At 70.1% G+C, this 14,030-nt stretch carries 5 protein-coding genes; all 5 read right to left on the bottom strand.

The window, feature by feature from the left end:
* Positions 1 to 209 precede the first annotated feature (209 nt).
* Positions 210 to 2,252: a glycoside hydrolase family 97 protein gene (locus VGC13_RS23440; RefSeq protein ID WP_331127730.1), complete on the bottom strand. Its 2,043-nt coding sequence runs from the start codon at positions 2,250 to 2,252 to the stop codon at positions 210 to 212.
* A gap of 427 nt (positions 2,253 to 2,679) precedes the next feature.
* Complete coding sequence (locus tag VGC13_RS23435) at positions 2,680 to 5,304, bottom strand: hypothetical protein (protein WP_331127729.1); 2,625 nt, start codon at positions 5,302 to 5,304, stop codon at positions 2,680 to 2,682.
* 619 nt (positions 5,305 to 5,923) lie between these two features.
* Positions 5,924 to 7,492, bottom strand: coding sequence for an alpha-amylase family protein (locus VGC13_RS23430; protein ID WP_331127742.1), 1,569 nt, complete (start codon positions 7,490 to 7,492; stop codon positions 5,924 to 5,926).
* 1,462 nt (positions 7,493 to 8,954) lie between these two features.
* Complete coding sequence (locus VGC13_RS23425; RefSeq protein ID WP_331127728.1) at positions 8,955 to 10,550, bottom strand: RagB/SusD family nutrient uptake outer membrane protein; 1,596 nt, start codon at positions 10,548 to 10,550, stop codon at positions 8,955 to 8,957.
* Positions 10,551 to 10,628: 78 nt separating this feature from the next.
* On the bottom strand, positions 10,629 to 13,640 hold the full coding sequence (locus VGC13_RS23420) for a SusC/RagA family TonB-linked outer membrane protein (protein ID WP_331127727.1): 3,012 nt from the start codon (positions 13,638 to 13,640) through the stop codon (positions 10,629 to 10,631).
* Positions 13,641 to 14,030: the final 390 nt, after the last annotated feature.

Raw genomic sequence — 14,030 nt, 5'->3', positions numbered from 1 at the left:
TTTGGTTGATATCCCGAGAGTTAGGCCTGGGCCAGATTCTCAAAAGGATGGGGGTACAGAGGAACAGAGGAAAAAAGAGAGGAACAGAGGCCGAACGACGGTCTCTGCTCCTCTCTTTTGAACCTCTGTTCCTCTGTACCCAGTGCCGTTCCATCCGTCGGCCGAATGCCCGGACGCATGGGGTACGGGTACGCTCCGCCCGGAAAGAGCTACGGCGCGGGGCGGATGCGGACGGCCTGTCCGCCGCCGGGCGCCATCTCGATGCGCAGGGTGGTCCCCGCGTCGACGTTCTGCCGGCGGATGGCGACGGGGAGCGGGTTGTCGCGCCAGTCCGCGCCCGGGCCGTCGGCGTAGATCTCGGCCACGTACGCGCGCCCGGCGGGAAGAAACGACAGCGGCACGTCGAAGGTGCGCGCCTCCTCGTCGGTGATGGCGCCCAGGAACCACGCGTCCCGCGCCTTCTGCTTGCGCGCCACGATCACGTGGTCGCCGATCTGCCCGTCGAGCACGATGGTGGTGTCCCAGTCCACCGCCACGTCGCGGATGAACTGGAAGGCGGGCTGCCCCTCGTAGTTCTCGGGGAGGTCCGCCGCCATCTGCAGCGGCGAGTAGAGGACGACGTACAGCGCCAGCTGCTTGGCCAGCGTGGTGCGCGGCCGCGACTCGTCCGGGCGGCGCGGGGTGCCGGTGGGGCGCTGGATCAGGATGTCGAAGATCCCCGGGGTAAAGTCCATGGGACCCGACAGCATCCGCGTAAAGAACAGGATGGTCTCGTGCTCCGGCGGATTGCCTCCTTCGCCGCCCCACGCGTTGTACTCCATTCCCCGCGACCCTTCGCGCGACAGCATGTTGGGCCAGGTGCGGCGCTCGCCGGTGTCCTTGATGGGCTCGTGCACGTTGACCATGATGCCGTGCCGCGCCGCCGTCTCGATGACCCGCCGGTGGTGGCGCACCATGAACTGCGACTGGTGCGCGTGCCCGTGCTCCGTCCGGTCGCCCACGTACCCGGTCTTGACCGCCCTGACCCCCACCCGCTCGTACAGCGCCATGGCCGAGTCCAGCTGGCGCTCGTAGTTGTCGATCTTCGTCGCGGTCTCGTGGTGGCCGATGAGCGTCATCCCCCGCTCGCGCGCGTACGCGGCCAGCCCGGGAAGGTCGAAGTCCGGGTACGCTTGGGTGAACGAGAAGGTGGCCTGCATGGTATTGAACCAGTCCTCGTCCCACCCCAGGTTCCACCCCTCCACCAGCGTGCCGCCCAGTCCGTTGGCGGCGGCGAAGTCCAGGTAGCGCCTGACGTTGTCGGTGCGGGCGCCGTGGATCGGCCCCTGCCCCCACGTCTCGGTGTTGATGTGCATCCCCCACCAGACGCCGTTGTACTTCATCGGCGTGATCCAGCGCGTGTCGGCGATGCGGCTGGGCGGGTTCAGCTTGAGCGTGAGCAGCGACGGGTGCAGGTCTTCGGGCCGGTCCGCCAGCTGGATGGTGCGCCAGGGGGTGACGAACGGGCCGCTCCCGCGCACCGCCACGCCGTCGGCCCAGCGGGCCAGCGTGGACTGCAGGGTGCGGTTGCTGGTGCGCGCCAGGTACATCCCGGCGTAGTCCACCAGGTTGGCCTCGTGGATGACGACCTGCGTGCCGTCGGTCATCTGCACGGTGAACGGCGTGTGGGCCGTGTCCACGCGGCTCACGGGGGAGGACGAGTAGAGGATCTCCTGGCGGTCCGGCTCGGGCTGGTTGCCGGGGATCCACCAGGCGCGGCCGTTGTCGGCCAGGGCGAACTCGGTCAGCTCCTCCATCATCACGAAGCCGCCGAAGCGTTCGCCCAGCTCGTAGCGAAACGCCACGCCGTCGTCGAAGGCGCGGAACACCACGTCGAAGCGGCGGCCGGGCGCGCGCCCCTCGGCCACGTGCACGCGCAGCTCGTTGTGGTGGTCGCGCACGCGGGCCACCTCGCCCCACGGCTGGGTCCAGCTTTCGTCCGCGGAGTCGCGCGCGCTGCCGGTGATGCGCAGGCTGTCGCGCAGCGTGTCGGCGCCGGCAAAGGCAAAGCCCAGGCGCGAGGGGAGCAGCACGGGCCGGCCGCCGCGCTGCACGGCATACCACAGCCGCCCCTCGCGCACCCCCACCGTCACCGTGTTGCGCGCGTCCGGCGACGACACGCGCAGCTCCTCCTGCGCGCCCGCCGGCGCCGCGAACAGCGCCATTCCGAGCGCCAGGGGGCGAACCAGGCTCCGCAACCTTCTCTGCAGCATCTGCACTCTCTCTCCTGATGTGGTTCAAGCCGTCTCAGCCGGCATCGCACTGCGTCCGACGCGGTGCCCCTCCCCCGGCCCCTCCCCGTTCGTTCCTCACGGAGAGGGGAGAATTCGATCGCGCTGCGGCACGGGCCGGGCTGCGTCCGCGGCGCCCCCTCCGCTCGCTTAGGCTCGCACCTCCCCCAAAACTGCTGGGGGAGGTTGGGTTGCGGACAGATCCGCGGCTCGGTGAACAGTGACGAACTGCGTCCGACGCGGCCCCCTCCCCCGCCCCCCCCTCGTTCCTCGGGGAGAGGGGAGAATTCGATCGCGCTCCGAACATCCTGTCGAGCGCGTCACCCCTCCCCCGCAGTTTGGGGGAGGGGTCGCCCGCCGTCGCGAGGAACGAGCGAAAGGCCGGGCGGGGGAGAGGGCCCCCAGCGCATCAATCGAACATCAGCGTCACCGACTCCACCTCTACGCCGTAAGTCCCCGGCTGCACGTCCATCCCGGGCTCGCGGCGCAGGGAAAGCTGCAGCCGCTCCAGCTCCGGCAGGCGCGGGGCGTCGCCGGGGCCGCCGCGCCCCGCGGCCGGCTCCACCCAGTAGTTCCACGTTCCCGGATAGCCCAGCGGCAGCTTTACGCCACGCGCGGCGCGGAACCCGGTGATGGGGATGACGCGCTCGGACCAGGTGGTATCGGGCGAGATCGCCGCGCTCCAGCTGGTGCCGTCCTGCTCCATCAGCGTCAGGTGCAGCGTCTGGCGCGGGCCCACGCCGCGCAGGCGGATGCGCACGCCGGTGGCGCGGGCCAGCGTCTCCGCGCGTGGCGCCACGCGGTCGCGCACGACGAGCGAGGCGGTGTAGTCGTCCGGGCTCAACCCGCCCACGTTCACCGGCAGCTCCAGGTGCAGCGCCGCGTCGCCCGTCTGCGCGGAGGGGACGATGCTGAAGATCCCCGTGCGGATGGCGTCGCCGATGCGGGTGAACGCCAGCCGCGACGCGTCTTCCGCGGGCCACAGCAGGCGCAGCGGCACGGTGGGCGCCACCACCGTCGTGCGCCAGAACGCATCCGTCGAAAAGTCCCAGTCCCACGGGCCGCGGGCCACGCCCTCGGGATACGTGATCGTCGAATCGCCCTGGCGCACGCTGACGACGTACTCGTGCGGGCCCTCCGCCAGCGAGTCGGCGGGGAGCGTGGCGCGGTAGTCGTACGCGCCCACCGCCTGCATGGCGAAGGGACGGAACCAGCCCACACCGGTGCGGCGGATCCACAGCACGACGGAGTCCGGCCGCACGTCGCTCACCACCCGCGCCGTCAGCTCCGCCGGCCGCCCCGCCAGCAGCTGCGGCGGCGCCTGGACGAGGACGCGCACGGGGAGCGGATCGGGCGCGGGCGCGTGGAACTCGTCGATGCCGACGTGGCCGATGCGCGCCGGGAGCGACGCGCGATCGATTGGCCCGTCGGCGCTGAGGATGTACACGCCGGGGCGGACACTGAACTCTCCACCCTCTGCCCGCGACGGCGCCGCGTTCCCGGCGGCGATCGGCTGCACGGAGAACGCCGCGCCCAATTCCGGCAGGGTGATGCGCATCGGCCAGTCGCGGTAGATGGCGCGCGTGACGATCTTGTCCACGCGCTGCATCCGGAACGGATCGTCCACGTCCACGGCGTCGGGATACAGCTCCAGCCGCCAGATGCCCTCGCGGACGCGGTCCAGGAAGTAGACGCCCTCGCCCCCGTACGCCACCACCGGCGACGAGCCGTACCCCGCCACCCGCCGCAGCCGCTCCGGCCGCGGCGGGGCGGTGCCCGTGGTGCCGGCATGGAGGAACGCGTCCTCCGTGGCCATTTCGCTCAGGTTTTCGGCGTAGCTCACGCGGAAGGGGCCGAACACCGTGTCCCGCGGATAGGGAACGTCGGCGCCGCCACGGGGAAGGCGTCGCATGGCCTCGGCGGCGATCACGGCGCTCATGGCCTTGCGCGGCGTGTACACCAGGTTCAGCCGGTGCGTCTGCCATCCCAGGTTGCGCGACGACGTCAGCAGCATGTCGTACGCGAACATCGCCGCCAGCTGCACGCCGCCCGCGCGAAAGGCCCGCACCATGGCGGGATACATGTAGCCGGTCTGCTGGTCCGCCGAATCGAACTCGTAGACCAGCCGCGGCATCCCCCGCAGCTCGGGATTGGCGAACTGCGGATACTCGTCCACCGTGCGCAGGTAGTTGCCGCGCAGCTCGCGGCCGGAGTTGAGGCCGGTGGGATACCAGCCGAAGGTGGCGCCCTGCACGCTGGAGCGGCGGATGGCCTCCGCGATGCGGAAGTCCTGGCTGACGTTGTGAAAGGTGATCGCCCGGCTCCCCGCGTCGCGCACGGCGCCCACCAGCGCGTCGATGTAGCGGACCGAGCCCTCCAGGTCCTCCGGGTGGTGGATGGGCTCGTTGATCATCTCGATGAAGAGGATCGACGGCTCGTCCTTGAGCGCCACGCCCGTGTACGGGTTCACGTGCCGCAGGATCTGCCCGATGTAGTTGACCTGCGCGGCGATGGCGGCCGGGTCCGTCCCCAGCTGGTCCTTGGGCGTGTGCGCGGCAAACCCCGGAAACGTGTCCCCCATCGCGTCCGGCCAGCCGGCGTGATAGGTGTGGATGGGGTTGAACAGGATGTAGATGCCGCGCTCGCGGGCCCGCGCCACCAGGTAGTCCAGCAGGTCCAGGTGGTCGTTCTCGATGAGGTTGCCTGCGCGGTCGGCGTTCTGCCAGTCGCCCCAGAAGGCCACGCGCAGGCCGTTCCACCCCATCCGCGCCATGTGGGCCACGTCCTGGTCGATCAGCCGCTTGCGGTCCGTCGTCAGGTAGCCCGCCGCGCGGTAGTCGGACGACGACGGCAGCGCGTAGTTGGCCCCGAACAGTACCACTTCGTCGCGCGTGTCCGTCCAGCGCACCACGCCCTCGCCGTCCAGAAAAACCTGGCGAAATTGCGGGCGCGCGCTCCCCGCGTCCTGGGCCCGCGTGGCGGCCGGAACGGCGAGGAGCAGGAAGATCGACAGCAGGCGCAGCAGGTGATGCATTCGCGTCACGTAAAAGATGGTGCAACAGAGCGGATCCTGCGGCGCCAACGCACCGCAGACGGATGGGGCCGGTCGCGCCGCATCCATCCTCAGACCGCGTTCAAGGATCAGCCCAGGCGCTTGACTTCCTGAGAGGGTGTTGCCAAACCTCCCAGCGTGATTGACTTCCTGAGGGAGGCGCCGCCCCGTAACTCGCCTGTACACTGCACCCTGGCGCCGACCGAAGGACCTCGCCAGCAGAACGACGGGGCTGGTCCCGTGCCCTGATCTGGCCCCTGCGCCACCGGGACGAGGTCCTTCGGTCGCGCGCAACCTGTAGTGTGACTTCTGGTTGGACGTGATGCGCTCCCTCAGGAAGTCATCGCTTCTTTGTAAGGTTGGGGGTTTAGCAACACCCTCTGAGCAAGGCGCCGCGTCTGACCCTCTGCCACCCGCCGACCGAAGGATCTGGCCCGGCAGTACGAACGGGCGCGATCGCGAGTCGGATCTGGCCCCGCCGTGTCCGAGAGAAGATCCTTCGGTCGCGCGCAATCTGTTGTGTGACTTCTGGTTACACGTGGTGCGCTCCCTCAGGAAGTCAAGCTTGCGTGCCGGTTCGGGGGAACGTCAACACACATCATCACAGCCGCGTGCCCGCGTGGATGGCGATGGCGGTATTCGGCGCCAGGTTCAGCTGCACAGTGCCGCCCGCATCCACCTCGATCCGCGTTCCCGCGCACGCCGCGCCGGTGCGGCCGCCGGTGAGCACGTCGCAGTAGCTGCCGGCGGGAAGCCCCGTGGCGACGGCCGCGGCCACCTGCGTGCTCTCCCGGCTCATCGCGACGAATCCCACGGTGCCGCGGGAAAAGGCGATGGCGTCGGCGCCGTTGTCCCACCAGCGGTTCAGGTCGCTCCCCGCCACCGCACGGCGGAATCCCACCATCCGCGCAATCGCGGGGTCGCGGTGCTCGCACGTCCACTGCCCGATCGAGGCGGACTCCATCCTCGCGGCGCAGCGGACGGGGGTCGTGGCACCCGACGCGTCGGAGGGCGGGCCCGCGTCGTGGCCGGGGATGGTTGCGTGATCGAAGGCGTAGCCAGAAAGGACGGAGGGATAGCCGTACGGCTGCGCCAGCATCCACACGTGCGCCAGGCGGTACGCGTCGCCGTCGTGATAGTCCACGCCGGGTGCGGTGGAGCGCTGCGTGTCGTGGTTCTGCAGAAAGACCACGGCCTTGTCCGCGGGCATCAGGCTCCACGCCGCGGGCGAGAAATCCCGCAGCGTGGCCAGCCGCCGCGCGCCCGCGAACCGCTCGCCCGCCCCGCGCGCACGGAACTCGGTGATGTCCACCGCGCCGCCCGATGCGTATCCCAACCCATAGTAGTCGTCGCGCCGCACGCCCTCGCCGCCGTTGTCGATGACCTCGGCGAACCAGTACGGCAGCGGGCGCCCCTCCGCCGCCAGCGTGCGGTTCACCCGGCCCACGATGGAGTCCAGCTCCGTGGGCTGCACGTGCTTGGCGGCGTCGATGCGGAAGCCGGCCACGCCCAGCCGCGCGAGCTCCGCCAGGTACGCCGCGATCTTCTCCCGCACCGCCGGCAGCCCCGTGTGCAGGTCCGCCAGCCCGACCAGCTCGCAGTCCTGCACGTTGGCAGCGCTGGAGTAGTCGTTCACCGCGCACGGGGCGTGGAAATCGGCCACGGTATACAGGCCGGGATACGCGTAGTGCGTGTAGACGGTGCCGTTGCTGCCGGTGCCCGCGCCCGCCGTCATGTGGTTGATGACGGCGTCCACGTAGATGTCCACGCCCGCGGCGCGGCAGCGCTGCACCATCGCCACGAATTCGGCGCGGGTGCCGGAACGGCTGCGGTCGATGGAGTAGCTGACCGGCTGGTAGCGCTGCCACCAGGGCGCGCCGGCGATGACGGCGTGCTCCTGCGGCGGCGACACCTGCACGGCGCGGTAGCCGGCCGGCCCCAGCACGGACTCGCACTCGGCGGCGATGTCGGTCCACGGCCACTCGAACAGGTGCACGAACACGTCGCCGGCCGCGGCGTGGCCGCTGGGCCGGTAGTCGGCGGGGAGCGTCGGCCGCCCCGCCGGCGGCAGCCCCGTGACCGGCGGCCCCGCCGTCGCCCCGCTGCCGCCGCACGCGCTCGACAGCAGCAGCGCCAGCAGCCCGGCCGCCGCGCGGCATCGTCCCCCCATCACGTCACCCCATCCTCTCGATCCGACGGTGCCGTAGCCATCCGCCCGCGAAGAACCCGCAGGAATGCTGTCACCGATGGCCCACGCGGTGTGTATGAGAAATTTTTTGGGAGAGACACTTCCCGCCATCCATCCGCTTCATCTGTGCGCACCCTGCTGGATGCAGCAGGACTGTCCTTCCGAGGCCCGGCCACGCTGCCACCTGATGTTCGCGTCCACCGGTTGCAGGGTCGAGGAATCCGCTCTCGGCCTGCTCGAAGCCCGCCGCGGTAGCCAGCACGATTGCCGCGGCGGCGCAACCGCCAGACAGGGCCAGTGCGGGGCCTCGCAACAGGCTACGAGGAAGCGGACAGTAGATTCCTCGGTCGCGCGCCAGGTTCCGTGATCAGGCAAGGTGCCGTGCGTGCGCTCCCTCGGAATGACAGATCGGTGTGGGTCAGTGCCTTTCCCATCCAGAAAAGCGCCGCTCCGCACCTGCTCGCACGATGCACCCGTGGCGCCGACCGACGGATCTCGCCGGCAGAACCGTGGGGCGGGATCTCTGCGGGAGGGGCCTGCTCTTCTCGGCGGAGAGCAGGTCCTTCGGTCGCGCGCAAAGGGTGGCGTTGCGGCCGGTTGCACGTGGTGCGCTCCCTCAGAGGGTGTTGCCAAACCTCCCGGCGTGATTGACTTCCTGAGGGAGGCGCCACCCCGTAACTCGCTTGCACACTGCACCTTGGCGCCGACCGAAGGACCTCGCCAGCAGAACGACGGGGCTGGTCCCGCGGCATGGAGCCGGCCCCGCCTCGTCGGAGAGTAGGTCCTTCGGTCGCACGCAGGCGGTTGTGTGGAATCGGGTTGCACGTGTGCGCTCCCTCAGGAAGTCATCGCTTCTTTGTGAGGTCTGGGGTTTAGCAACACCCTCTCAGGAAGTCAATCTCGCACAGTCCGGAGTGTCATTCCGAGGGGAGCGCACGCACGGCACCTTGCCCAATCACAAAGAATCGGTGCGCGACGAGGAATCTATTGTCCGCCTCCCCGCGGCCCGCCGTGACAGCCATGACTGGCCCTGTCAGGCGATTTCGCCGCCGCACGTATCGCGCGAGCTACCGCGTCCGGCCTCCAGTGGGCCGACAGTAGATTCCTCGGCCCTGCAACCTGTGCGGCATTCGTCCGGCTGCAGCGCGGCCGGGCCTCGGAATGACAGACCGTGGCTTCACCCTACAGGGCACGCACAGGCCAACACCTCACTCGCCGGATGACGCGCGAAGGCCGGCCGACGCCTCCACCTGCCGCGCGTCTTTGCCACGGCCTGCCCCCCGTTCCGAAAGCCGGAGACGCGGGACGAAAGAACGCGATTGATCCGGATGATGAAAGCCGCGCGATGATCGTACCTACAGAACCGCGTGCAGCCCCGCCGCCGGGGCGGAGAAGCTGCACGCGTCGTGTTCCGTCCGCGGGATGCGATGATCCCGCGTCCTGGTCAGTTCCCGTAGCCCGGGTTCTGGGTCAGGTTGGGGTTGGCCAGCAGCTCCGAGGCCGGCAGCGGATACAGGTCGCGGAACGACTCCGTGGTGCGGCCCGCCTGCACGCCGCCCTTGAAGGTCCACACCCCGTTGTCCGAAAAGCGGTCGAAGCGGATCAGGTCCTGCCGGCGGTGGCCCTCCCAGTACAGCTCGCGCACCCGCTCCGCCAGGATGAAGTCCAGCGTGAGCTGCGCCTGCGTGATGTTGCCGCTGGCGTCGCCGTACGCCCGCTGGCGCAGCGCGTTCACGTACGCCAGCGCCTGCGCCGGCGTGCCCCCGCCGCCGCGCAGCACCGCCTCGGCGTAGATCAGATAGGCGTCGGCCAGGCGGAACATGGGATAGTCCGTGTCGACGAACTCACGGTCCGACCCCGGCGCGCCCGTTGACGTCACGTTCTGGTACTTGGGCGCCGCGATCCCCTGCTGGAAGTTCAGCATGTCGGTGATCGCCAGCGTCTGCCCGTTGGTGAACAGGATGGACGACGCCCGCTTGTCGGCCGAGCCCGCGCCGCCGGGGAACAGCGTCACCACCTCGGGACGCATGCGCAGCCCCCACCAGCCGCCGTTCAGGCCGTAGGCGTCGTTGTTCATGTTGCCGCCCACCGACGCGTGCGCCAGGAAGGTGGTCCCGCCGAACGAGCGCGAGTTCAGGCCGTCCTGCGGCACCGGGAACACGATCTCGGGCGACGTGTGGTTGTCGGCCAAAAAGATGTGCTTGTAGTTGTCGTCCAGCGTGTACGCGCCCGAGTTGATCACCGCCTCGGCCGCCGCGCGCGCCTCGGCCCAGCGCGCCGTGCCCGTGTAGACCACCGAGTTCAGGTACAGCTTGGCCAGCAGCATGTCGACCGCGCCGCGGTCCGCGCGGCCGTACTGCCCCGCGCCCGCCGCCGGCAGCTCCGGGCGGATGGCGTTCAGCTCGGACACGATGTAGGCGTACACCTCGCCCCGCGGCGCCTGCTCGGGCGGGGGCGAGTTCAGCGCGAAGTCCTCCGTCACCAGCGGAATGTCGCCGAACAGGTCGATGCCGTGCCAGTAGCTCAGCGCGCGCAGGAAGCGCGCTTCGGCCCGGTACTGCCGGATCTCGGCCTTGAGCGCGTCGCCCGTGTTGCGCGACGCCAGCTTCTCGTCCGTGGTCTCGCGCAGGAACTCGTTCACCAGCCCGGCCTGGAAGTAGATCCGGTAGTACATCATCACCAGGAACTGGTTGCTGGACGACCAGATCTGGGTGTTGAGCTCCTGCACGCCCGCGTCGTTCCAGGCGATCACCGCCTCGTCGGTGGGCAGCTCCTGCATCTGCCAGTACAGGCGCACGTACTGCGAGAAGCCCTCGTCGGGGCTGGTGATGTCGGGACGCCCCGCGCCGCCCTGCTGGCCGGTGACCGCCAGGCCGGCGTACAGGCGGGCCAGAAAGGCCCGGTACGACGAGGGGTCGTTGAAGATGTTGGCGCCCGTCACCGTGCTCTTGGGCGGCGCCGTGATGTCCGTGCAGGCCCAGCCCCCGCCCATCAGCAGGGCGGCCGCCACGGCCATCGTTCTGCGCTTGAAGTTGGTCATCGCCTGGTCCGTTGTCTAAAAAGTACAGGGGGTTGGCGGCGCGCCCCGCCCGGGCGGGGCGCGCCGGCTTCGCCGTCTTTAGAACCCGAGGCTCACGCCCGCCGAGAAGGTGCGGGAGCGCGGGTACAGGTTGTTGTCGATGCCGTTCAACCCCGCCGTGGGGTCCACGCCGCTGTAGCCCGTGAGGGTAAAGGCGTTCTGCACCGTGCCGTACACGCGCAGGTCGCGGAACGCGCTGCGGGCGGGGACGCGGTAGCCCAGTGTGATGTTGTCCATGCGCAGGAACGAGGCGTCCTCCACGTACACGTCCGAGAAGTACTGCGGGTCGTCGAACCCGTACTCCAGGACCGAGCTGTGCAGGTTGTTGGGGCCGCCCGAGTTGGTGAGCGCCGCGTAGTTGCCCAGGTTGCTGGCCACGTTGTTGTACACGTGGCTGCCCAGGTACGCCCGCAGCGTGAAGCCCAGGTCGAAGCGGGCGAAGGTCACGTTGCTGGTGTGCCCCAGGATCCAGTCGGGCGAGGGGCTCTCGAACGCCTCACGGTCGCTCTGGGTGATCTCGCCGTCGCCGTTCAGGTCCTCGTACATGTCGGTCAGCTCCACGCCGTCGCCGTCGGCCACGGGGTCGCCGTTGGAGTCGCGGCGGTGGCGGTAGACCAGGAACGAGTTCACCGGCAGGCCGGGCTGCAGCACCTGGATGGTGTTGCCCACGCCGCCCGAGATGCCGCCCACCGGGATCTGCTCCGCGCCGCCGCCCACCGGGTTGATGCTGAGCAGCCGGTTCACGTTGTGCGCCGCGTTGAAGTCGGCCGTCCAGCTGAAGCCGCGCGAGCCGCCCTCGAGGAGGCGGGCGCTCAGCGCCAGCTCCACGCCGCGGTTGCGCATGCTGCCGATGTTGGTGAGCACGTAGTTGGACAGGTTGGTCCCCGCGGCCACCGGCACCGAGAAGAGCAGGTCGTCGGTGTCCTTGACGTAGTAGTCCACCGAGCCCGACAGCCGGCCGCCCAGCACCGCGTAGTCCAGCCCCAGGTTGTACGAGGTGGTCTCTTCCCACTTGATGTTGGGGTCCACCGCGCTGGGGCGGATGGTGCCCACCCACTGGTCGCCGAACAGCGCGCGCGCCTGCTCGTCGCCGTACCGGTAGCTGCTGACGTACAGGTAGTTGCCGAACGACTGGTTGCCGTTCACGCCCCACGACGCGCGCAGCTTCAGGTCGTCGAGCCACCCCGCCTCGGGGATGAACTCCTCGTCGATCAGGCGCCAGGCGAACGCGGCCGAGGGGAAGGTGCCCCACTGGTTGGTCCCGCCGAAGCGCGACGAGCCGTCACGCCGCACGCTGAGCGTGAGCAGGTAGCGGTCGCGGATGGACAGGTTCACGCGGCCGAAGAACGAGGCCAGCTTGCTTTCTTCGATGTTCAGGAACGAGCGGACCTTCCCCGATCCCCCGGGGATGCCGTTGGCGCCCAGCAGGTCGCTGGCCAGGCTGTCGGCCTGGAACTCCGGGTACTCGGCGTCCGACGTCTCGTACGAGTAGCCGGCCGTGGCGTCCAGGTTGGAGTCCATCCACCCCAGGTCGCTGGTGTAGTTGCCGAACAGGTCCAGCACCGTGTTGGTCTGCGTGGGGTTGCGCTGCCAGAAGAAGCCCCGGTTGGCGCCGCTCTCCACCTCGGCGTGCACCGTGGTGGGGCGAAACTCGGTGCGCTCGGCCTCGGTGATGTCGAAGCCCACGCGGCCGGTGGCGCTGAGCCCCCGCACGAAGGGAAGCTGGTAGCGCGTCTCGACGTTGCCCACGCCGCGGTAGGTGGTGCCGTGGTCCTGCACCAGCCCCAGCTCGGCCAGCGGGTTGTTGGGGGCCAGCGTGTTGGCCCACTCGTAGTAGGCGCCGCTCTCGGTGCGGATGGGCTGCGTGGGGGCGAACGCGTTGGCCGCGCCGATGACCCCGCCCGGGGTGAAGGCGTCGTCCGTGCGCGAGCCGATCAGGCTTACCTGCACGTTCAGCGCGTCGCTGAACAGCAGGTGGTTGTAGTTCAGCGCGCCCGACACCCGCTCGGTCTCGCTGCCCAGCACCACGCCCTCCTGGTCCAGGTAGCCCAGCGACAGGCGGTAGTTCATGCTGCCGCCCGAGCCCGACACGGCCACGTTGTGCTCCTGCCCGATGGCGTCGCGCTCCACCGCCGTCACCCAGTTGGTGTTGGCGTTGCCCAGCAGCGACAGGCGCGAGGGCGCGTACTGCTGCACGGCGGCGCGGAAGTCCGCGGCGCCCAGCAGGTCCGGCCGGCGCGTGACCTGCGACGACGAAAGCGAGCCGCTGTACGAGAACGAGGGCGCGCCCCCGCCGCCGCGGCGGGTGGTGACGATGACCACGCCGTTGGCGCCGCGCGACCCGTAGATGGCGGTGGCCGAGGCGTCCTTGAGCACCGTGACGCTCTCGATGTCGTCCGGGTTCAGGAAGGTCAGCGGGCTGCGCGCGCAGCCGCTGGCGGTGCACCCGGCGTGGGCGCCGCCGCCCACGGTGAGGGGCGTGCCGTCCACCACGAACAGGGGCTCGCTGCTGGCGCCCACCGAGGTGCCGCCGCGGATGCGGATGTTGATGCCGCCGCCCGGCTCGCCGTTGTCGATCACCTGCACGCCGGCCACCTTGCTCTGGATGAGCTGCTCGGGGCTGACGATGCGGCCGGTGTTGAACTCCTCGCTGGTCACGGCCTCGACCGAGCCGGTGCGGTCGCGGGCCTCCTGCGTGCCGTAGCCGATGGCGACCACTTCCTCGAGCAGCAGCGCCTGCGACGACAGGGCCAGGTCCACGGTGGCCGCCTGGCCGGCGGCCACGGTGACCTGGCGGGTCACGGTGCCAAAGCCGATGCGGGTGGCGCGCAGGGTGTGCGTGCCCGCGGGGACGCTGGCCACCGTATAGCGGCCGTCGGGGCCGCTGACGCCGGTGCGCTCGGCCACGGTCACGGTCACGCCCGGAAGGGGCTCCTGCGATGCACCCTCCACCACCCGGCCGGTGACGGTGCCGGGGGTCTGGGCGCTCAGCCCGGCCGCCCCGAACAGCAGGCCGACGAGCGCGAGAAACAACTGACGACCAAGTGCCATGGGTCTGCCCTCCATTGGGGTCACGTCGAAAAGGGGTGTGTTCGCGGCCGCGGCGCGCGGCCGGGGGGAACGGTGGGGCGCGGGGACGGCCGGCGGCCGCGACGCCCGGAACGCGCGGCGGGCGTCCGGCACCCCTGCGGGTGCGGAAGCCGTGTGCGGCGCCGGGTGGGTCGCGGTCGGTCGGTGCATCGAACTGCGCCTGGGGGTGAACGGTCGGCCGGCTGGCGAACGGGAGAAAGAACGGCGCGGGGGCTGGTGGTTCGTCGGCTCCGCGGGCCGTGGGCTTTCGTTTGTCAAGACTTCCAACAAATCCTGCGCGGGCGTGGGGCTGCGGCGCGTGCAGGGGCCGGCGGTGTGGCGGCCTATATTGTTAACAAACCCGACAAATGC

This window comes from Longimicrobium sp. (genome assembly GCF_036399255.1).
Classification (GTDB): domain Bacteria; phylum Gemmatimonadota; class Gemmatimonadetes; order Longimicrobiales; family Longimicrobiaceae; genus Longimicrobium.
The sequence above is the reverse complement of the archived record's forward strand: the minus strand, read 5'-3'. Positions and strand labels throughout refer to the sequence as shown.

What these genes read in the sequence shown, in the direction of transcription:
- VGC13_RS23440 (WP_331127730.1), bottom strand. Translation starts at nt 2,252, where the DNA reads ATGCTGCAGAGAAGGTTGCGGAGCCTGGTTCGCCCCCTGGCGCTCGGA.
- VGC13_RS23435 (WP_331127729.1), bottom strand. Translation starts at nt 5,304, where the DNA reads ATGCATCACCTGCTGCGCCTGCTGTCGATCTTCCTGCTCCTCGCCGTT.
- VGC13_RS23430 (WP_331127742.1), bottom strand. Translation starts at nt 7,492, where the DNA reads ATGGGGGGACGATGCCGCGCGGCGGCCGGGCTGCTGGCGCTGCTGCTG.
- VGC13_RS23425 (WP_331127728.1), bottom strand. Translation starts at nt 10,550, where the DNA reads ATGACCAACTTCAAGCGCAGAACGATGGCCGTGGCGGCCGCCCTGCTG.
- VGC13_RS23420 (WP_331127727.1), bottom strand. Translation starts at nt 13,640, where the DNA reads ATGGCACTTGGTCGTCAGTTGTTTCTCGCGCTCGTCGGCCTGCTGTTC.